The 20,727-nt window shown below is 41.6% G+C and carries 19 protein-coding genes, 4 tRNA genes and 1 riboswitch; of the genes, 22 read left to right on the top strand and 1 reads right to left on the bottom strand.

Annotated features, from left to right (window positions below; all coding sequences use genetic code 11):
- The first annotated feature begins 3 nt into the window (after positions 1-3).
- The 9 genes from KQH97_RS01750 to KQH97_RS01710 all read left to right on the top strand — a co-directional run bounded on the left by KQH97_RS01750 (position 4) and on the right by KQH97_RS01710 (position 10,801).
- Positions 4-1,128 carry a DUF6688 family protein gene (locus KQH97_RS01750; RefSeq protein ID WP_216552347.1) on the top strand — a complete coding sequence of 375 codons (1,125 nt, stop codon included), beginning with the start codon at positions 4-6 and terminating at the stop codon, positions 1,126-1,128.
- A 5-nt stretch (positions 1,129-1,133) separates the two neighbouring features.
- On the top strand, positions 1,134-3,371 hold the full coding sequence (locus KQH97_RS01745) for a DNA topoisomerase (ATP-hydrolyzing) subunit A (protein ID WP_216552346.1): 2,238 nt from the start codon (positions 1,134-1,136) through the stop codon (positions 3,369-3,371).
- Between the two features lie 129 nt (positions 3,372-3,500).
- Positions 3,501-4,283, top strand: coding sequence for a zinc ribbon domain-containing protein (locus tag KQH97_RS01740; protein WP_216552345.1), 783 nt, complete (start codon positions 3,501-3,503; stop codon positions 4,281-4,283).
- Between the two features lie 127 nt (positions 4,284-4,410).
- Positions 4,411-6,237, top strand: coding sequence for a PASTA domain-containing protein (locus KQH97_RS01735; RefSeq protein WP_216552344.1), 1,827 nt, complete (start codon positions 4,411-4,413; stop codon positions 6,235-6,237).
- A gap of 129 nt (positions 6,238-6,366) precedes the next feature.
- The gene (pfkA, locus tag KQH97_RS01730; protein WP_117939498.1) at positions 6,367-7,329 is read left to right on the top strand and encodes a 6-phosphofructokinase; all 963 of its coding nucleotides are present in this window, start codon (positions 6,367-6,369) and stop codon (positions 7,327-7,329) included.
- 38 nt (positions 7,330-7,367) lie between these two features.
- A riboswitch (THF riboswitch) is annotated at positions 7,368-7,469 on the top strand.
- 117 nt (positions 7,470-7,586) lie between these two features.
- The gene (locus KQH97_RS01725) at positions 7,587-8,225 is read left to right on the top strand and encodes a folate family ECF transporter S component (RefSeq protein WP_216552343.1); all 639 of its coding nucleotides are present in this window, start codon (positions 7,587-7,589) and stop codon (positions 8,223-8,225) included.
- A 175-nt stretch (positions 8,226-8,400) separates the two neighbouring features.
- On the top strand, positions 8,401-9,201 hold the full coding sequence (proC, locus tag KQH97_RS01720; protein ID WP_216552342.1) for a pyrroline-5-carboxylate reductase: 801 nt from the start codon (positions 8,401-8,403) through the stop codon (positions 9,199-9,201).
- A 50-nt stretch (positions 9,202-9,251) separates the two neighbouring features.
- Positions 9,252-9,845 carry a stage II sporulation protein M gene (locus KQH97_RS01715; RefSeq protein ID WP_216552341.1) on the top strand — a complete coding sequence of 198 codons (594 nt, stop codon included), beginning with the start codon at positions 9,252-9,254 and terminating at the stop codon, positions 9,843-9,845.
- A gap of 71 nt (positions 9,846-9,916) precedes the next feature.
- Positions 9,917-10,801, top strand: a complete 885-nt coding sequence (locus tag KQH97_RS01710) for a YesL family protein (protein WP_216552339.1) — start codon at positions 9,917-9,919, stop codon at positions 10,799-10,801.
- 45 nt (positions 10,802-10,846) lie between these two features.
- Here the strand turns inward: KQH97_RS01710 and prfB are convergent, their stop codons facing one another.
- Entirely contained in the window at positions 10,847-11,965 is a 1,119-nt protein-coding gene (prfB, locus tag KQH97_RS01705) for a peptide chain release factor 2 (protein ID WP_117898073.1), read from the bottom strand.
- A 159-nt stretch (positions 11,966-12,124) separates the two neighbouring features.
- Between prfB and KQH97_RS01700 the strand changes: the two genes are divergently transcribed.
- The 13 genes from KQH97_RS01700 to KQH97_RS01640 all read left to right on the top strand — a co-directional run bounded on the left by KQH97_RS01700 (position 12,125) and on the right by KQH97_RS01640 (position 20,231).
- Positions 12,125-13,069 (top strand): RING finger protein, encoded by a 945-nt coding sequence (locus KQH97_RS01700; RefSeq protein WP_022287516.1) that lies wholly within the window; start codon positions 12,125-12,127, stop codon positions 13,067-13,069.
- A gap of 130 nt (positions 13,070-13,199) precedes the next feature.
- Positions 13,200-13,490: a 30S ribosomal protein S6 gene (gene rpsF, locus KQH97_RS01695; RefSeq protein ID WP_022287517.1), complete on the top strand. Its 291-nt coding sequence runs from the start codon at positions 13,200-13,202 to the stop codon at positions 13,488-13,490.
- Positions 13,491-13,512: 22 nt separating this feature from the next.
- The gene (locus KQH97_RS01690; RefSeq protein ID WP_117877763.1) at positions 13,513-14,037 is read left to right on the top strand and encodes a single-stranded DNA-binding protein; all 525 of its coding nucleotides are present in this window, start codon (positions 13,513-13,515) and stop codon (positions 14,035-14,037) included.
- A gap of 46 nt (positions 14,038-14,083) precedes the next feature.
- Complete coding sequence (gene rpsR, locus KQH97_RS01685) at positions 14,084-14,329, top strand: 30S ribosomal protein S18 (protein ID WP_022287519.1); 246 nt, start codon at positions 14,084-14,086, stop codon at positions 14,327-14,329.
- A 160-nt stretch (positions 14,330-14,489) separates the two neighbouring features.
- Entirely contained in the window at positions 14,490-16,901 is a 2,412-nt protein-coding gene (gene lon, locus KQH97_RS01680) for an endopeptidase La (RefSeq protein WP_216552337.1), read from the top strand.
- Positions 16,902-16,912: 11 nt separating this feature from the next.
- Positions 16,913-17,635: a ribosome biogenesis GTP-binding protein YihA/YsxC gene (gene yihA / locus KQH97_RS01675; protein WP_041337343.1), complete on the top strand. Its 723-nt coding sequence runs from the start codon at positions 16,913-16,915 to the stop codon at positions 17,633-17,635.
- Between the two features lie 111 nt (positions 17,636-17,746).
- Positions 17,747-18,049, top strand: coding sequence for a YerC/YecD family TrpR-related protein (locus tag KQH97_RS01670; RefSeq protein WP_041337345.1), 303 nt, complete (start codon positions 17,747-17,749; stop codon positions 18,047-18,049).
- On the top strand, positions 18,049-18,801 hold the full coding sequence (locus KQH97_RS01665; RefSeq protein ID WP_117904242.1) for a class I SAM-dependent methyltransferase: 753 nt from the start codon (positions 18,049-18,051) through the stop codon (positions 18,799-18,801). Before KQH97_RS01670 ends, KQH97_RS01665 begins: the two co-directional genes overlap by 1 nt.
- 4 nt (positions 18,802-18,805) lie before the next feature.
- Entirely contained in the window at positions 18,806-19,675 is an 870-nt protein-coding gene (hslO, locus tag KQH97_RS01660) for an Hsp33 family molecular chaperone HslO (RefSeq protein WP_195387668.1), read from the top strand.
- 162 nt (positions 19,676-19,837) lie between these two features.
- Positions 19,838-19,913 (top strand) — tRNA-Val (locus KQH97_RS01655).
- 26 nt (positions 19,914-19,939) lie between these two features.
- Positions 19,940-20,016, top strand: a tRNA-Asp gene (locus KQH97_RS01650).
- A gap of 61 nt (positions 20,017-20,077) precedes the next feature.
- Positions 20,078-20,153: transfer RNA gene (locus KQH97_RS01645), tRNA-Gly, on the top strand.
- Positions 20,154-20,157: 4 nt separating this feature from the next.
- Positions 20,158-20,231, top strand: a tRNA-Cys gene (locus KQH97_RS01640).
- Positions 20,232-20,727 lie beyond the last annotated feature (496 nt).

Genomic DNA, 20,727 nt, shown 5'->3' with positions numbered 1-20,727 from the left:
ATTATGGACGCAATTTTTATATGGTCGTCTGCGCTTGTGATATGTGTTGGACTTCCATTGTTTTTCACAGTAATAAATGTTATAAGGCTTTTTGAGAATGCACCTAAAGAATTGGACAGACCGCTGTTTGATGTGCTGACGGTGGTAATCGGTTCGCTGCTGTCTTTTTTTGACCTTGACTGGTTAGGTCTTGGTGTTGAATATGATGTTCCTCTAACTGTTCATGGGGAATTTCATACACCCATAGCAGGGGAGTATAGGTTTGGTTTTTTCTTCCTGTTTTTTATAGCAATGGTGTGCATTGTACTGTTGAGTGTTATAACAAAGAGAAAACCGCCGTTGTTTGCGGCTATGCTCATTGCAGGGGTGTATATGGGCAATGTGCTTGATATACTGCTGGTGATACAGCTTTTGAAGAATATGGATAACTTTTTCACGGTGATGATGTTGGTTTTTCCAATGAATTATATGCTTATGTCCGTAAGGCTCATTCGCCGTGAAATAAAGGCGCAGACGGGATATCTCAGTAATTCGGCGGAGAAAAGCGGCTTTATGGGTTGGCTTAATAAGCTTCTCACAAAAAGCCTTTGTTGGTATCTTATCAGCTTTGTGGCAATGATACCGCTCCTTGCGGTGATGCTTTTGATACTTGTTTTATTTGGACAGCGCCCTGACAGCATAGTAAAGGCTTTCACGGAAACAGCCGATTGGACGTTTTCTCAGCAGATACCTCCGCCGCCTGATTACTCCCAAGGGCATTATCTTTGCACAGTTGCGGCAGGGGGACACGCTAAGCTTGTCAAACCTCAGCGAATGGGTCTGCGGCGTGGGGATAAGATAGTTGTGAACAGACAGCTTTGTGTTGCAAACGCATTTGAAGAGCTTATACAGGATAAGCTTCCACGTTTTCACAAATGTGTGAGAAGCTTTTACGATAAACACGGATATCCCATTTCACAGCATATATCGACGAAATTGCGTGCTGATGTGGTCTATATCCTTATGAAACCACTTGAATTTATTTTTATTGCGGTGCTGTATATGTTTGACGCCGATCCCGAAAGCAGGATCGCTATGCAGTATACAGGCAAAAAGTGCACCGACCTTACGAACTTTATGAAAGGATAGATTTTATGGCAAGAAAAAAGGCAGAGCCTAAAAAGACTGCTAAACCAAATAACAACGCATATATCGAGGGTGCAGGACTTGTTGCAGATGAAAAGATAACAATGTCTCTTGAAAAGAACTATATGCCATATGCCATGAGCGTTTTGGTATCAAGAGCGTTCCCTGAGATAGACGGCTTTAAGCCCTCACACAGAAAACTGCTTTATACCATGTATAAAATGGGACTTTTAAACGGAAAGCTCACAAAGTCTGCCAATATCGTTGGTGCGACCATGAGGCTCAATCCTCACGGCGACGGTGCTATATATGAAACCATGGTAAGACTTTCACAGGGCAATGAAGCGCTTTTGCACCCATATGTAATGAGCAAGGGTAACTTCGGTAAGGCATATTCAAGAGATATGGCGTATGCTGCCTCTCGATACACTGAGGCAAAGCTCATGCCTATCTGTCAGGAGCTTTTCGGAGATATAGATAAGGATACCGTGGATTTTGTCCCTAACTATGACAACACGACCACAGAGCCGACCTTGCTTCCTGCTACTTACCCGTCAATACTTGTTAATGCAAATGTTGGTATCGGTGTTTCTATGGCTTCATCAGTTTGTCCGTTCAATCTCAGCGAGGTTTGTGAAACAACTATCGGACTTATGAAAAATCCTGATTTCAACGCTCTTGAAACGCTGAAGGGACCTGACTTTCCGGGCGGTGCTTCACTTCTCTATGATGAGGAGGAGCTTGATAAGATATACCGCACAGGAAAAGGCTCTGTAAAGCTGAGAGCAAAATATCAGTATGACAAGGAGTCAAGGTGTCTTGAGATCGTTGAGATACCTGCCACTACCACAGTTGAAGCAATAATCGAGAAGATAATTGCTCTCGTTAAGGCAGGCAAGATAAGAGAGGTATCATATATCCGTGATGAAACGGACATCAACGGTCTGAAAATAGGTATAGATATCAAAAAGGGCGTAGACCCTGACAAGCTTATGCAAAAGCTTTATAAGCTGACGCCGCTTCAGGACTCGTATTCATGCAATTTCTATATACTTGTTCACGGCTATCCAAGAATAATGGGCGTTTATGATATAATTAAAGAATGGGTAGCGTTCAGAATGGATTGCGTTCGACGCAGAACAAGCTTTGACCTTGCAAAGAAGAAAGACAAGCTCCACCTTCTGAAAGGTCTTGGAAAGATACTTCTTGATATAGACAAGGCTATAAAGATAATCAGAGAAACGGAAGAAGAAACAGAGGTCGTTCCTAACCTTATGGTTGGCTTCGGCATTGACGAGATACAGGCTGATTATGTGGCTGAAATAAAGCTCAGACACCTTAACCGTGAGTATATCCTCAAAAGAACTGCCGAAACTGAGGATCTTGAAAAAGCTATTGCAGAGCTTGAAGATATTCTTGGAAGCGACAGAAAAATAAAGAATATCATCATTTCCGAATTAAAGGAAGTTTCAAAGAAGTATGGTCAGCCAAGAAAAACTCAGTTCTATTATAAGACTGATATCGAGGAGATAGACATAGAGGACGATATCCCTGACTATGCCTGCAAGTTTTTCCTATCTCAAAGCGGTTATTTCAAGAAATGTACTCCGCAATCACTGAGAATGGCAAGCGAGCAGAAGTATAAAGAGGGCGACGGTCCGCTTCAGGAAATGGAAAGCACCAACAAAACGGAGCTTCTGTTCTTCTCTGACAAGGCGGCTGTGTATAAGACCAAGGTATCGCAGTTTGCCGACACAAAGGCAAGCTCTCTTGGCGACTATATTCCTGCAAAGCTTGGTTTTGATGACGGTGAGGGCGTTGTGTCCATGGTGAATACTGTAGATTATTCGGGCTATATGATATTCTGTTTTGAAAACGGAAAGGTGGCAAAAGTGCCGCTCAATGCCTATGAAACAAAGACCAACAGAAAGAAGCTTGCCAATGCTTATTCTGCAAAGGCTAAGCTTGTGGGAATGTTCTTTGTGCTGGATAACGCTGAGATAATGCTTCGAACAACTAACGGCAGAGCAATGATATTTGATACTGCACTTCTTATGCCTAAGTCCACGAGAGATACTATAGGTGTTCAGGTCATGACACTTAAAGCGAAGAATGCAGTTGTTGATAAGGCATTTATCGTTGACGGTGAGACAGCAGCAGGCCTTTCAAAATATCGCAGCAAAACGATACCTGTTGCAGGCTGTTTTGCAAAGGATATCGAAGACCCTGACCAGATGCACTTCTGATATACGTTTTTTACAGCGGATAGACTTCTGTCCGCTGTTTTTCGTTTGTTGACTTTTTACAGAGATTATGGTATACTTGTTTTGAAAAAGTGTGCAAATGCACGGATGTTGCAAAAGGGAGTTGTTTTTATGGAGTGTCCTAAATGCCACAAGTCAGTTGACGATGATGACATTTTCTGTCCTAACTGTGACACAAGATTAAGACCAGACAAAAATACATCTATCATGAAGCGTTTCAAAAAGCAGAATAAACCGCTAAATGTGGAAATAGTGGGTGAGAAAAAACATAAATTGTCTGAAAGCAAGCTCAAGCTTATTCTTATAACGGTGGCGGTAGTGCTTCTTGTGGTGCTTGTCGTCCTTATCGTTGTGAATATTATAAGCGGAAAGGGTGAAAACACCGCTGAGAGTATTTCTGAATATATCGGCGTAGATGTTGCAAAGGCTCAGAAAAAGCTTGATATGCACTTTAAGGACGAATCAGCTTTTCAGGGAGTGAACAATGCACTGAATTTTGATTATATCATTGAGTCTGATGACAGTGTTAATGTTGATGGCATAAATTATCCTGAATGGGCAGCGCTTGTTACTGTTGATGATGAAGAACGTATACAAACTGTAAAATATTCAAATTTCAAGGTGCTTAAAAACAATGCAAACGGTGAAAAAAAGAGTAAAGCTATCGACCTTGATAAGTTTGAACAAGGAGCAAAGTGGAGTAGCTTGTCAGATGCCATAGACCTTGAATATTACGGCATCGTATGGTCAAAAGACACTAAAAATTATATATATCGCTATTGGTATGAGAATGACGCAGGCGATGATCAGCCTGTGGTGCTTAATGTAACGTTCGATACGGATAATAAGTATCTGTATTATTCTTCTACGCTTATTTATCCTGAGTATCTGTAAAAGGGTCATAATGTTACAAAAGAAATACAAATTGTTGCGTAAATTCTACAATTTCACAAAAAAACTTGACTTATGCTCGGTTTGTTGCTAATATAAATTGATGAATAACGTAAAAAGGAGGTTCGGTATGGATCCTAGTACTAAATTATGTATGGGCTGTATGAACGAACTTGGTTCTGACGGTCGCTGTCATTATTGTAACTATACCGACGATATCCCGCATTTACAGGCTTATCTTGCACCGAGAACAGTGCTTGACAACAGATATATAGTTGGAAAAATGCTTTCATATAATGGTGAGGGTGCGTCTTACATTTGCTACGATATGGTTGGCAAATGCAAGTGTGTGGCAAGAGAGTATATGCCTGACACTCTTTGCGAAAGAGATAGCGAAAGCCAGCGGCTTGTGGTGAATCCGGATTGTCTGGCTAAGTATAAGACATTTATGTCTGAGTTTGCGGACGTGAACAAAGTTCTTTCACGCATGAGAAATCTTCAGCATATCGCCACGGCAAAGGATATGTTTTGCGAGAATAATACGACCTACGTCATACTCGAATATGTGGAGGGCGTGACGCTAAAGAAATTTTTACAGTCAAATACAGGCTTTCTCACATGGGAACAGGTCAAAAAGCTTTTTGTGCCATTGTTTACAACATTGAGCATTATACATAATGCAGGTATCATACACAGGGGAATATCTCCTGAAAATATTATTGTTACAACTGATTGTGAGCTTAAACTTACAGGCTTTTGCATAAGTTCTATAAGAACATCTAATACAGGGCTTTCTCCTGAATTCTATTCAGGATATACCGCCCCTGAGCAATATTCTTCGTTAGAATGGCAGGGCACATGGACCGACGTTTATGCGCTTGCAGCAGTTCTTTATAGAATACTAACAGGCTGTATGCCCCTTGACGCTTATACCCGTACTAAGAATGATACGATGGTCGAAGCTTGCAGAGTCAATCCGAGAATACCACAGCATATCTCACGAGTTCTTTCAAGAGCTATGAGAGTTCGTGGCGAAGAAAGAATACAGACAGTTTCAGAGCTTGTTACTGCACTTTTTGAGCAGCATACAACGCATATGGAACACCCTAAGGGTTCAACTCAGACTATTCCTATACAGCATGTTCCAAGACAAAGAACGCAGTCAAGGCAAGTGCCACAGCAGACTCGTGAGGAAGAAAAGCCTAAGAATAAAACGGCTACGATAATAGGCTGGACGGTGCTTGTGATAGTGCTTTTGCTTTCAGTTTTTCTGCTATATGAGTTGTTTTCAGGTCCGTCGGACAGCAATAATGATTCGTCTGAGGATAAGGTCATTTCTTCTGATGATGCAGATGGAGTTGACAGCGAGGTATTCGTTTACAGCACCACAGTTGCTACGCCTAAGGTGACTGATACTGAAAGTCAGTCAGAATATGGCTATGGCGCTATAATGCCTAACGTTGTGGGTCTGGAATACAATACTGTTGTAAAACAGCTTGGTGAGGATTTTACTATCAAGGCTGAATATTATTATTCTGATGTTGACGATAAGGACGTTGTTAAAGAGCAGAGCATACCAGAGGGTACTGATTTTGATCCGTCTTTGAAAAATGAGCTTGTTCTTAAAGTATGTGCAGGCCCTGAAAATGTTCCTGTCCCTGATTTCTCTGGCCTGTCAAAGAAGGCTTACCTTGAGCTGCTTGATTCTTATAATATCAAGTATAAGGTCGTTACCGATTTCTCAAGCTCTGTTTCTGCAGGATATGTTATGGCGACAAGCGTTAATGTTGGAAACACTGTGAATGTTAAAAATGGCGACGTGCTTACAGTTACAGTTTCCGCTGGTCTTGTGACTACTACGACCACTACAACAAAGACAACAGAGCCTAAGCCTGATACGAACACAGGCAGCTCTTCTGAAACAACACCAGCTCCGGCTGTTGTGCCTGCTGAATAACGAAAACGTTTAATAAAATGTTAAAAAATAAACAAAGCCCTTGACAATTCAGGGGCTTTGTGCTATGCTCATTATAGATTATTAGGAAAGTAACAGGATAAGTTGTTTCCTGGTTTGGAGGTATTTTACATGGCTAAGAAAATTGGTGTACTTACCAGCGGAGGAGATGCTCCGGGAATGAACGCTGCTGTCAGAGCAGTATGCAGAGCTGGTCTTGCAAAGGGTATGGAAGTCGTAGGTATCCTCAGGGGATATAACGGCCTTCTTAACGGTGAAGTTATTGAGATGAATGCAAGAACTGTTTCAGGCATAATCCAGAGAGGCGGTACTTGCCTTTACACAGCAAGATGTCCTGAATTCAGAGATATCGAGGGCGTAAAGAAGGGCAGAGATAAGTGCCTTGAAATGGGTCTTGACGGTATCGTAGTTATCGGTGGTGACGGTTCATTCAGAGGTGCGGCTGACCTTTCAGCACAGGGTATCCCATGTATCGGTCTGCCTGGTACTATAGACAACGATATTTCATGCACAGAATATACTATCGGTTATGACACAGCTATGAACACAGCTATGGAAATGATCGATAAGATCAGAGATACAGCACAGTCACATGACAGATGTTCAGTAGTTGAGGTAATGGGCAGAAACGCTGGTTACATTGCTATCAACGTTGCTGCTGCTGTAGGCGCTGAGGCTGTTATCACACCTGAGAAGCCTTATGACCTCAATGCTATCGCTCAGAAAATGGAGCAAACAAAGAAGTCAGGCAAGACACATTTCATCATCGTGGTTGCTGAGGGCGTTGGCAAGACAGAGTATATCACAAGAACTCTTCAGGATCTTACTGGTATCGAGTCAAGAGCTACTATTCTCGGCCACGTTCAGAGAGGCGGCTCTCCTACAGTAAGAGATAGAGTTGTTGCAACTGAAATGGGTTATCACGCTGTTGAACTGCTTGAACAGGGCATTGGCAACAGAGTTGTTGGTATGAAGGACAACAAGATATATGATGTAGATATTCAGGAAGCGCTTTCAATGAAGAAGCCTTTCGAGGATGAACTTTACAAGATCCTCAATGAAACTGCATTCTAATTTTTTACGAGGTCTGAGTCTTTAAGACTTTGACATATTACAGAGTAGAAAACTGAGCGTTAAGTGTCCGTCGGACGGGGAGTTGCCGTCGGAACGAAAAAGGCAGAACCTTTGCGGTTCAGTTTTCGCATCCCGCTGAATGTGTAATTGAAGCTTTTTATAGCGGCTCTGCACATCCCGCATGGGTAGTGTGCAGAGCTGTTTTTATGCTCCGTTATGCACAAAGCGATAAGCTCGCAGAATAAGGAGGTAAATTTATGAAGAGCTTCGGAAGAATGTTCTATGACTCTTTCAAGTCACTGAAAGATCTTAGAACATTGACAACAACTGGAATATTGATAGCATTGGCGTTTGCTATCAGATCATTTTCCATTGAGGTAACGCCTGACTTGAGGATCGGTTTCACATTTCTTGCGACCTGTACTATAGGTATGCTTTACGGACCTGTGGTATGCGGAATGTCTACATTTGTCCTTGACTTTCTGGGATACATAGTGCAGAACAAATCCCCGAGAGCCTACAGCCCACAGCTTGCAATGGTAGTTATTATTTCAGGTATCATCTACGGCTGTCTGTTGTATAAGTGCGATTTTAACAACAAAAAGCTTCAAAGCTACATAAGGATCGCAATTGCAAGAGGAAGTGTTATACTTTTCTGTAATATAGGACTTAATTCTTATTTCCTGTATACACTTTATGTAAACAAGACTTTTGGCATCACAAACCTCAACAAAGAAGGAATGAGTGGTTTTCTCACATACTGCACACCGAGAATAGCGAAAAATCTTATCCAGCTCCCTGTGGATCTGATCTTGCTCATGATATTCCTGCCTGCTGTGAAGTTTGCTTATGAAAAAGTAAGAACACAGTTTGGACATAAAGCGACAAATACATGATTTAAAGCAGCGGCAGAAATGTCGCTGCTTTTTGCGTGAAAATATACAATAAAAATGGGGTGATAATGTGAAATTTAGGTGAAACACTTGAAATCCGTTGAGATTTAGTGTATAATTAAAATTAAGTTATTTTTAGGGCAGGCTTCTGCCTTTTATTCAGAAAGGTCTTGAGTGTATGATAAATGTTGGTTTTATCGGTGCAGGAAATATGGGCTATGCTATCATGAAAGGCATTGCAGGCAGTAAAATGGGTAAGGATATTCAGCTTTACGCTTTTGATAAATATGCTCCGATACTTGATAGACTTGACGAGCTTGGAACAGTAAAATGTTCAGGCTGTGCAGAGGTAGTTGAAAAGTCAGAATATGTTTTTCTTGCAATTAAGCCTCAGCAAATTGACGAGGTGCTTGATGAGATAGCTCCTGCGGTAACGAAAGATACGGTCATAGTTTCTATCTGCGCAGGCATTACAGATGATTATATCGCTTCAAAAACTGTGACTGGCGCAAAGGTAGTCCTTGTTATGCCAAACACGCCTCTTCTTCTTGGGGAGGGCGCAACTGCTCTTTCGCGCTCTGACAGCGTAACAGATGAGGAGTTTGAGCTTGTTTGTAATATCTTTGGCTCATGTGGTATGTATGCCGTCATATCAAAGGATAAAATGAAAGAGATAATTGCAATAAACGGCTCATCTCCTGCTTTTATCTATCTGTATGCTCAGGCATTCGTAGAGTATGCAAAGAGCGTTGATATTGATGAAACAGTTGCAAGAGATCTTTTTGCAAAGTCGCTTATCGGCTCTGCTAAAATGATAACTGACAGTGGCAAGTCACTTGACGAGCTTATTGAAATGGTATCATCAAAGGGTGGCACAACTATCGCTGGTCTTGAAAAGCTCCGTGAGGGCGGTCTGCCAAAGGCTGTTGAGGACTGCTGTAAGGCTTGCACTAAGAGAGCTTACGAGCTTTCAAAATAGTTATTTTTTCTGCATCGTGGCATATACATTACTCAAAGGAGTGATGTATAATGAACAGCGGGACAGGCATATACAAAAGCGGAGTTCTTGCATTTTTTGCAGGAGCTATCCTGATTGGTGCGCTTTTGGGTGCTGTTACTTTTTGCTTTATGGGCAGCGACGAGCTTTCAATGCTGTCGGTGTTTTCAAACAGCTTCGTTGACGTGAGGTCGTCAGGTGATCTTGAAGAAATACTTGTGAGGTCTTTTTTCAGTTCGACTGTTTTTTTAGCGGTTGTGTTTTTGTCAGGTTTTTCTTCATTTGGACAGCCTTTAGCTGTTGCAGTATTGCTGTTGCGTGGCATGGGCTGGGGTGTTGCAATGTCTCAGCTTTACAGCATTTACGGCGGACATGGTGCATTACTTTCAGCGATGTTTGTACTTCTTCCTGCGGTCATAACAGCGGCGGTACTTATGATAGCCGCAAGGGAAGCTGTTGCTATGTCAAATATCCTGCTGTGCATTGTTTTTTCTGAAGGACAGCATAGCGGTCTGCGACAGACGGTGCGGTTTTATGCTGTTAAGTTTCTTGTGCTTGAAGCGGCGGCGGCTGTTGCGGCTGCGCTTGAATGTCTGCTGACGATTATTTTTGCAGGACGAATTTAGTATACAGTATACAAAGAATGAAATAAAATTCGGGGCAATTTCGGGGACTATTAATTTTAAGGAGCAGTGTAATGTCTTTATTTGGTAATTACAATACCCCTGGCAGAGGTGTGCTTAAAGCACCTCAGGAGAAAAAGGGTATTTTTAAGTTTTTTGAAGTCTATGGCAGGCATATGTGGAAGCTTATGGAGCTTAATTTGCTGTATTTCGTTTTCTGCATACCGCTGACGCTTATGGTTATACTTATGCTTATGACATCAAATCCAATATGGCTCTTACTGGCGATACCGTCAGTATTGGTAGGACCTGCAACGGCTGCAATGACAAAGGTTTGCCGAAATTATTCTCAGGAAAGAAATGCGTTTTTGCTACATGATTTCTGGGATTCTTTCAAGAAGAATTTCAAGCAGGGCACTATCATGGGTGCCATAGACATCATCTTCGCTATAGGATTTATGGTCGGGATCCCAATGTATAAATATTGGGCAGAGCAGAACTCCATGATATATATTCCGTTTGTTATCTGCATAAGCTGTCTTATCGTATTCTTCATGATGCACTTTTACATCTATCTTATGATAAGCTCCACTAACCTTAACATGAAGCAGATAATAAAGAACTCGTTTTATCTTGTGAGTCTTGGCATAAAGCAGTCTCTTTGGTCACTTCTGGTATCGCTTATCGTTATTGTTATGATGTATCTTTTCCTGCCGTATTCTCTGTTCATATTGCCATTTTGGCCTCTTTCGTTCATATGCTTCGTGACTTGCTTCAATTGTTATCCTGTTATCAGAAAACACGTTATCCAGCCTTACTACGATCAGCGTGGTGAAAGCAATCCTGAGTTTGCATATAAGGATGCAGACCCTGACGAACAGCTCTTTGAGGATAGAGCAGCGGAAGAAACTCCTGTCAAGACCAAGGAGAGCAGAAAAAAAGGCAAAACAATCTCATAAAAAACATAAGGACAGCTCGTTTGAACTGTCCTTTGTTTATGCTAATTATTTTTCGATCTCGCCAAGTGAAAGCGCTTTGAGATAAGCGTTTATGAAACCGTCAAGGTCGCCGTCCATAACAGCGTTTACATTGCTGTTTTCAAAACCCGTTCTGTGATCTTTTACAAGAGTGTATGGCATGAAAACATAGGAACGTATCTGAGCGCCCCATGCGATTTCTTTCTGAACACCCTTGATATCCTCTATCTTCTCTAGATGTTCACGCTCTTTTATTTTGATAAGCTCTGCTTTGAGCATTTTCATTGCATAATCCCTGTTCTGGAACTGTGAACGCTGTGTCTGGCATGATGTAACGATGCCTGTTGGTATGTGGGTAAGTCTTACGGCTGATGAGGTTTTGTTGATGTGCTGTCCGCCTGCACCGCTTGCACGATAAACGTCCATTTTAATGTCCTCAGGACGGATATCTACTTCGATTGTATCGTCTATTTCAGGCATAACGTCCACCGCTGAGAATGACGTGTGTCTGCTTCCTGAGCTGTCGAAAGGTGAGATACGCACAAGTCTGTGTATTCCTGCTTCGCTTTTAAGATAGCCATAAGCGTTTTCACCCTCCACGATAACGGAGGCACTCTTCATGCCAGCCTCTGAACCCTCGAGATAATCAAGAGTAGTCATTTTGAAGCCGTGGCTTTCACACCATTTGTGATACATCCTGAAAAGCATTTCGCTCCAATCCTGCGCCTCAGTTCCGCCTGCTCCTGCATGAAAGTTGATGATAGCGTTGTTGTGATCATACTCGCCTGTGAGCAGAGTGTCAAGCTGTGCGGCGTCAAGACCCTCTTTTAGAGTTTTAAGCTCAGACTGTATTTCGTCGATCATGTCCTCGTCACCCTCATCGGCTGCCATTTCAATAAGCACTTCGATATCCTCAAATGACGACTTGAATTTATTGTATTTTTCCAGTTTACCCTCAAGATTTCTTGTTTCCTGCAAAACCTTCTGCGATTTTTCCATGTCGTCCCAAAAATTAGGCTCTGCGGCTTTTTCGTGAAGCTCCGCGATCCTTTCCTGAGAACGTTCAATATCGTATACGTCATGCAGCTCGCTGATGATAGGTCTAAGAGCTTCAAGCTCTGACTTTAAGTTTTCTAAAAATACCATATCTTTTTCTCCTTATTTTATATCATTATATATTATAAAACTTTTTTTGTGAAAAGTAAAGGAAAAATATAAAAAAACTATAGCATTTTCCTGAAAGTTGTGCTATAATGTTATTTAAAGGCTTTAAGAAGCCTGTTTCAGCAAGAAAGGAAACCTGATATGGCTAATTATACAGGAAAAAAATGCTTTTCCTGCGGAGAAGTATTCAAAGATGGTGACGATATAGTTGTATGTCCTGAGTGTGGCACGCCTTATCATCGTGAGTGTTATCTCAAAGAAGGAAAGTGCATAAATGACGCTTTGCATGAAAGTGGTCAGAGCTGGGAGCAAACTCAGGAGAGTGTAGAAAGTGAGAATATACGCTGTATACGCTGCGGTTTTGAAAATCCGCCTGACAAGCTATTTTGTGAAAAGTGCGGAACACCGCTTACGAAAAATGACACTGAGGAACGTCCATTTAACGATATGGATACGCAAAATAACGCTCAGCAGACCGGCCCTGACGGACAGCCTTACGGTCCGTTTGGCAGACAGGTTGTATTTGATAAGGACTCAGATCTTGAAGGCATTAAACTAGATGACTATGCAAAATTTGTAAAGACAAATCCGCTCATATTTTTGTCTAACTTTATACGTTTTGGTAAATTTGGTGGAAAGATTTCCATAAACTTTGCTGCTTTCCTTTTTCCACACCTGTATTTTCTGTTTAGAAAAATGAATCTTGTGGGTATTATCATGCTTGTGGCTACGGCACTGCTCAATATTCCTACTGCGATAGAATATCTTAGTGCAGGAACAATGGGTTTCTCGCTTGATATCGGCATCGATGTGACCGGAAGGGTTTTTCAGGGCATTTCCGCTGCTACATGGTATGTTTCAATGGCACTTCAGTTTGTGGCAGGCTTTTTCGGCAATTATATGTATTATAAGTTCGCACAAAAAAAGATCCGTGAGATAAGGTCGGAGGACGGCACTGAGCAGGAGATAGCCGAAAAGATAGTAGCAAAGGGCGGTACATCATGGGGGGCTGTTATTCTTGGCTTTGCCGTTTATTCTGCGATAGTTGTGTTTGGCATTTTTGGTGTTACAAAGATATTTGCATGATTTTACAAAAAGTTCATAAAAAAACGCAAGTGACACTTGACAGATAATCGGTCTTGTGTTATAATAATTGAGTTATCCTTGCTTGTGCAAATTGCGGCACAGGCGAAATCCAAAAGGAGGTGCAAATGCAATGGCAAAAATTAATGAGTCTTATGAGGCTATGGTAATTTTCAGCTCTAAGCTTGACGAGGAGGCTGTAAACACACTCACAGCTAAGTTCAATGACTTGATCGAGGCTAACGCAAGTGACGTTACACTTAGTAACTGGGGCAAGCGTAAGCTGGCTTATGCTATCAATTATGAAACAGAAGGTACTTATGTACTGTGGTCATTCACATCTACGCCTGAGTTTCCAGCTGAGCTTGAGAGAATTCTTGGTATCACAGACGGCGTGATCCGTTTCTTAGTAACGGTCAAGTAAAACTGCGAAAGAGGGAAAAGTTATGCTTAACAGAGTTATTTTAATGGGTAGGATCACTCAGGATCTTGAAGTAAGACAGACTCCTAGTGGAAATGCAGTTTTGAGATTCAATGTTGCAGTTGACAGACCAGTTCGTCAGGGTGCTGAAAAGCAGACTGATTTTATTACTTGCACTGCTTGGGGGCAGAGAGCTGAATTTATCAACAGATACTTTTCAAAGGGCAGAATGATCGCTCTTGAAGGTCAGATAAGAACAGGTTCTTATGATGACAAGAATGGTGTAAAGCATTATACAACTGAGGTCAATGTTGACAGTGTGTCTTTCACAGGTGAACCAAAACAGCAGGGAGCAGGTAACTATTCCAATAACTACGGAAATGGTGGTTATCAGCAGAATAATTACCAGCAGAACAATGGTGGATATTCACAGCCTGCAAACAATTCTAATCAGAATAACTATAACAATGCTCCATCAAATGACGCTTTGTCCATTGGTGACCTTGATGATTTTGAAGAAGTATTGACCGATGACGGAGTACCGTTCTAAGCAGAGGAGTTTTGAAAAAATATTTCTCTAAGGAGGGAAATTTACCATGGAAAAGGAAAGAAATACAAGCAGACCAATGAAGAGAGGTCGTAAGAAGGTTTGTATGTTCTGTGCAGACAGAGCTGAAAAGATCGACTATAAGGATATCGCAAAGCTTAGAAAGTGCATGACAGAGAGAGCTAAGATCCTCCCTAGACGTGTAACTGGCACTTGTGCTTATCATCAGAGAGAACTTACAACAGCTATCAAGAGAGCACGTCATGTGGCACTTCTTCCATATGTAGCTGACTAATAGTGTTTTCTATTTTGAGGTACCTTTATAGGTGCCTCTTTTTGTTAAGGGGAAGTTTCTGAGTGGGGCTTGCAAATGTATCATAAATGTGATATTATATACTAAAGCTGTATAACAAAGCATTACAGTATTTGTAAAGCTGTAAGGAAATGGAGCAACTATGAAAGATAAAACTGATGTTAAAATAAATAATATTATGCCGTGTGTTCCAACGAGAGATCTGGTAGTTTTTCCTGGAATGTCTATGCATTTTGATGTTGGCAGACCAAGAACTATAAAGAGCATGAAAAATGCCATGGACGGCGATCGACTTGTTTTTCTTTGTGCGCAAAAAGACGTTTATCTTGAAATGCCTGAAAAAAAGGATATGTTCAAGGTGGGTACTGTAGCAAAGGTAAGACAGATCGTTAAAGCACCTGATGGAATATACAGATGCTATGTAGAAGGTCTGCGTAAAGCGAGACTTGCTGAGTTTTATCAGTATGATGATTGCTATGAAGCTGATGTAAGACTTGTACCAAATTATTCAAAGGATAGGCTTGACGATGACGAACAACTTGCTGTTTTTCGTTCGGTCTTAGATGAGTTTGAAGAGTATGTTAAGGTGGTTCCTAAAATGCCTGAAGAGCTTTATGCCCAGATACTCGGTTCTAAAACGCCTGTTCAACTTTTTGAAAGTTTGGCATTTAATATTCCATTAGCTTTTACTGACAGACAGTCGCTTCTTGAAGCCCCATCTGTTTTAGATAAGCTAATTCTTATGATCACTATGCTTTCACGAGAGACCAATGTTTTATCTCTTGAAAGAAGGATACATAGTCAGGTCCATTCTCAGATAGAAGAAAGTCAGCGCGAATACTATATTCGTGAGCAGATCAAGGCGTTACAGAATGAGTTGGGCGAAAATGAAGACGGCTCAGATGTAAATGAGATCGATGATTACACACATAGGATAGATTCACTTGTATTGTCCGAAGAAGTTCGTGATAAGCTTATGGGCGAGGTCAGAAAGCTTTCCAAGATGGGTATGATGTCACAGGAGGGTGTTGTGCTGAGAAATTATCTCGACACAGTGCTTGCATTGCCGTGGAATGCTGTCACAAAGGATAGGACAGATGTTAAAAAGGCAAAGCAGATACTTGACAAGGATCACTATGGCATGGCAAAGGTCAAGGATAGAATACTTGAAAATCTTGCTGTAAGAGCGCTTACTCCTGATGTCAAAGGGCAGATCCTCTGTCTTGTTGGTCCTCCAGGCGTTGGTAAAACTTCAGTGGCAAAGTCTGTCGCGAGAGCACTTAATCGAAACTTTGTAAGGGTCTCATTGGGCGGTGTTAAGGACGAAAGTGATATCAGAGGTCACAGAAAGACGTATGTTGGTGCAATGCCAGGAAGAATAATGAATGCCATGAAGCTTGCAGGAAGTAAAAATCCTGTTGTTCTTCTTGATGAGATAGACAAGATGAGCAATGATTTCAGAGGCGATCCATCGTCTGCTATGCTTGAGGTTCTTGACAGCGAGCAGAATAATGCTTTCAGAGATCACTATATTGAAGTGCCGTTTGACCTAAGTGATGTGCTGTTTATTACAACTGCAAATACTCTCGATACTGTTCAAGCACCTCTTCTCGACCGTATGGAGGTCATAGAGTTGTCTAGCTACACTAGGGAGGAGAAGTTCCATATTGCAAAGGAACATCTTATTAAAAAGCAGGAAGGTAAGAACGGTCTTAAAGCATCTCAGATACGCATCTGCAATGATGCTATCTATAAGCTTATAGACAGCTACACAAGAGAGGCTGGCGTGAGAAATCTTGAAAGACAGATAGGCTCGCTTTGCCGAAAGGCTGCTAAGGAGATAGTTGAAGACGGCGTTAAGAAAGTTACTTTCAAGGCGGATAATCTTGAAAAATATCTTGGTCATGAGAAATATCTCCCTGATGTTGTATCAGATAAAGATGCTGTTGGCTCTGTAAATGGTCTGGCATGGACGTCAGTGGGCGGAGTTGTCATGCCTTTGGAAGTCCTTGTACTTGACGGAAAGGGCAGAATAGAGCTTACAGGCTCACTTGGCGACGTTATGAAGGAGTCTGCAAAGATTGCTGTAAGCTATTGCAGAAGCGTTGCTGACAAATATGGCATCGATAAAGACTTTTACGAGAAAAAAGATTTGCATATACACGCTCCAGAGGGTGCTGTGCCTAAGGACGGTCCATCTGCAGGTGTTACCATGATAACGGGCATTATCTCTGCATTGGGTAATATAAAAGTACGCAGTGACGTTGCTATGACAGGCGAGATAACTCTTAGCGGCAAAGTACTGCCTATAGGCGGTCTCCGTGAAAAGACTATGGCTGCATACAAGGCGGGGGTCAAGACTATCATAGTGCCTTTTGCTAACAAGGGCGATCTTGATGACGTTGACGATACAGTAAAGCTTTGTTGCGAGTTCGTGTTCGCAAAGACTATTCAGGATGTGCTTGACATTGCACTTGTTCCAAACAGCAAAAATAATGTTCCGCTTGAACTTCTAAGCAAGAACGAGCCGGAGCGAAAAAAATTAACGGTATAGAAAGGGCGCCTATGAATTATAACAAAGCAGAATTTTATACTTCATTTGGAAAATTCTCGCAGATACCTAAGTCTGACAGACTTGAATTTGCCTTTTCCGGCAGGTCGAATGTGGGGAAGTCGTCGCTGATAAACAAGCTTCTTAACAGAAAAAACTTGGCGAGAGTAAGCTCTATGCCGGGTAAAACTGTTACAATAAACTTCTTTTCTGTGGAGAATATCTATATCGTTGATCTGCCTGGATATGGCTATGCCAGCGTATCAAAGTCTGAGAAAAGGCAGTGGGGCAGTCTTATAGGCGGCTATCTTGACGACGGCAGCAGACAGCTTGCTCTTGTTTTTCAGCTTGTGGATATGCGTCACCCACCGAGCAAAGACGATCTGATGATGATAAATTATCTTATTGACGCTGAGATACCATTTATAATCGTGTTCACCAAGGCGGATAAGCTCAAGCCTAACGCCAGAAAAGCACGTATGGAAGCTTTCAAGACAGAGATACCATGCTTTGAGGACATCACCTGTGTGGAGTTCTCTGCGATCACAGGAGAGGGCGTAGATGAACTGAGGGCAATAATAGACGATATATCCGAGGGGGCTGAGATAACGCCGCCAGAGAAACTAGAAAGCGATACAGAGGACGAAGAAGAGGAATATTACGATGATAAAGAGGATATTTCTGATGAGCCGAAGTCATTCGGCGGTTTTCTAACGCCTAATAGAAGAAAAAATTAAGAGTAAGTAAATAAAAAATTCATAATTCTCCTTTACATTTTTCATGACTTGTGTTAAAATATATTTATGGTTTAACACTTTACACCATGAAACGTAAAGGAGATTTTTTTCATGAAAGAGAAACTTGAGATCAAAAATTTAGACGATCTTTATGAAGCAGTGCTTTGTCTTGAAACTGTCGAGGAATGCAGGTTGTTTTTTAAAGATCTTTGCACTATACCTGAGCTGAAAGCACTTTCGCAGCGTTTTCAGGTTGCAAAAATGCTTACAAAGGATCATGTTTACAGCGATATAGTAAACGAAACAGGTGCTTCAACGGCAACTATAAGTCGTGTAAACCGCTCGCTTTCTTATGACGGCTCAGGCGGATATAATATCGTTTTTGACAGATTGGATAAGAAGGAAGATAAGTAATGAGCGGATACGGCAGATTTGCCTGTTACTATGATAAGCTTACAGAGAATGTCGATTACGGAAAAATTGCGGCACGGTGTCATGAACTTATAAAACGATACAGTTCAGAGCATGAGGTAGTTTTGGATCTTGCCTGCGGCACAGGTTCGCTCAGTGAAGCACTTGCACGTCTTGATTATGATGTGGTAGGCGTTGATCTGTCGGATCAAATGCTGGAAGAAGCCATGGATAAGCGCTATGAAAGCGGTCTGAACATACAGTATCTTATGCAGGATATGACTGAGCTTGATCTGTATGGCGCAGTTGATGCTGTTGTTTGTGTTCTTGACAGCATAAATCACCTTGAAAATGAGGAAGCTGTCAGAAAGACTTTTGAGTGTGTATCAAAATTTACCTGCGATGGTGGACTTTTCATATTTGATGTAAATACTGTGTACAAGCACCGAGTGATCCTTGCAGACAATGCATTCTGCTATGATCTTGATGGGCTTTTCTGTGCATGGCAGAATGAGCTTAATGATGATGACAGCGTGAGCATATATCTTGACTTCTTTGAGGAGCAGGAGGACGGCTCTTATTGTCGTTTTAGTGAGGATTTCACAGAGAGGATATATACGGACGAGTTTTTGAGCGAGCTTGTAAAGTCAAATGATTTTGAGCTTATAGGAAAGTATGACGGATTTGAGGACTCTCCAGTTAATGATAAAACGCAGAGAGTTCTTTATGTGTGCAGGAGAATAAACAGAGGGTGATCTTATGGGTAGAATAGTTAGAGTTATAAGCAAAGACGCTTCCGTTGTGTGCAGTGCTATCGACGGAAAGGATATTGTTTCACGCATTGAGGAGATACATAAAACTTCCGCTGTGGTCACGGCGGCACTTGGCAGACTTGCTATGGGTACTTCGCTCATGGGATTTGGACTTAAAGGCAAAGATGATTCTATTACTGTAAAAATGGACGGTGACGGTCCTACAGGTGCGCTTATATGCGTTTCTGACAGCATGGGAAATGTTAAGGCATATGTACAAAATCCAGTGGTGGAACTGCCGCTTAACGATAAAGGCAAGCTTGATGTCAGAGGGGCTGTAGGCTCTAATGGTACGCTTAGTGTGGTCAAGGACATGGGACTTAAAGAGCCGTATTGCGGACAAGTGCCTATTGTTTCAGGCGAAATAGCAGAGGATATAACTAACTATCTTGCTGTCAGTGAGCAGGTGCCAAGCGTCTGCGCTCTTGGCGTACTTGTAAATCCAGATCTGACAGTGAATTGTGCAGGCGGATTTCTTATTCAGCTTTTGCCGTTTGCACCTGAGTCAGCTATAGATCAGATAGAGAAGAATATAAACGGAATGGAGTCTGTAACAAAGCTTATATGTGGTGGTATGACCACAGAAGCTATTGCAATGAAAGCCTTGGAGGGTCTTGAACCGAACGTTCTTGATGATTTTGAGGTTAATTATCGTTGCGATTGTTCAAGGGAAAGAGTAGAGAATGTTCTTATATCTTTGGGCAGGGCAGAACTTGAAGATCTTTCTAAAGACGGTGGTACTGACGTTGAGTGTCACTTCTGTGATAAGAAATATCACTTTACTCCTGAGGAGATTTTAGGGTTAATAAAAGAATAATATTTAATGAATATTTTATGTACACTATTCAAATGCCCGATAATAAAGCGTTTACGGACTTAAACTTTTTTGAGAAATTTCAAAAAAACTCTTGACAAATGGCTTTGGATAGTGTATAATAAATATCGTCGCTGAGAGATACAACTCAAGACGACAGCTAACGGGAGCATAGCTCAGCTGGGAGAGCATCTGCCTTACAAGCAGAGGGTCACAGGTTCGAGCCCTGTTGTTCCCACCAAGCGGACTTATAAAGTCCGCTGATATGGCCGGGTAGTTCAGCTGGTTAGAACGCTAGCCTGTCACGCTAGAGGTCGTGGGTTCGAGCCCCATTCCGGTCGCCAATACATTCTTTATGTATCAGGTTTCGGTATCTTGCATATAATATTGTAGATACCACTAAATGCGGATTTAGCTCATCTGGTAGAGCGCCACCTTGCCAAGGTGGAGGTAGCGAGTTCGAGCCTCGTAATCCGCTCCAATATGGCGCTATAGCCAAGTGGTAAGGCATAGGTCTGCAACACCTTGATCCCCAGTTCAAATCTGGGTGGCGCCTCCAATAACTCACAGAGCTTCTGTTCTGTGAGTTTATTTTTTTTGTCAAAATATAATAAATAATCCAAAGTGACAGCTGAGCGACGCTCAGTTGTCACTTTTTGTATGAAAAGAACATAGGAGCGAAGCAAAATGGACAAAAAGAGATAAGAAAAGGGAAATAAAGTGTAGAAAAAGCAGAAAGCAAAAAAAGGGGTTGACAAAAGGGCATAAAAGTGATAAAATAAACAAGTCGCCTCGAGAGAGAGCGATAAAGAAAGAAGCGAAACGAAGGTAAAAAGGTTCGGGAGAACAGGAGAGACCTGAGAAGTAGCTTGAAAAGAACTTCGCAAAAGAGTTCAAATGAATTCATAAAGAATTCACAAAGAAAAGTCTTGACATAGCTTAACTAATATGATATAATAGATAAGCTGATTTAAGACAGCACATTAGAAAACACGAAAAAATCGGAAGTCAAAAAACTTTTTTGAAAAAACTTCAGAAAAGGGGTTGACAAAAGA

Source organism: Ruminococcus sp. MSJ-25 (assembly GCF_018917825.1).
GTDB lineage: Bacteria > Bacillota > Clostridia > Oscillospirales > Ruminococcaceae > Hominimerdicola > Hominimerdicola aceti.
This window is presented reverse-complemented; position numbering and strand designations above follow the sequence as displayed.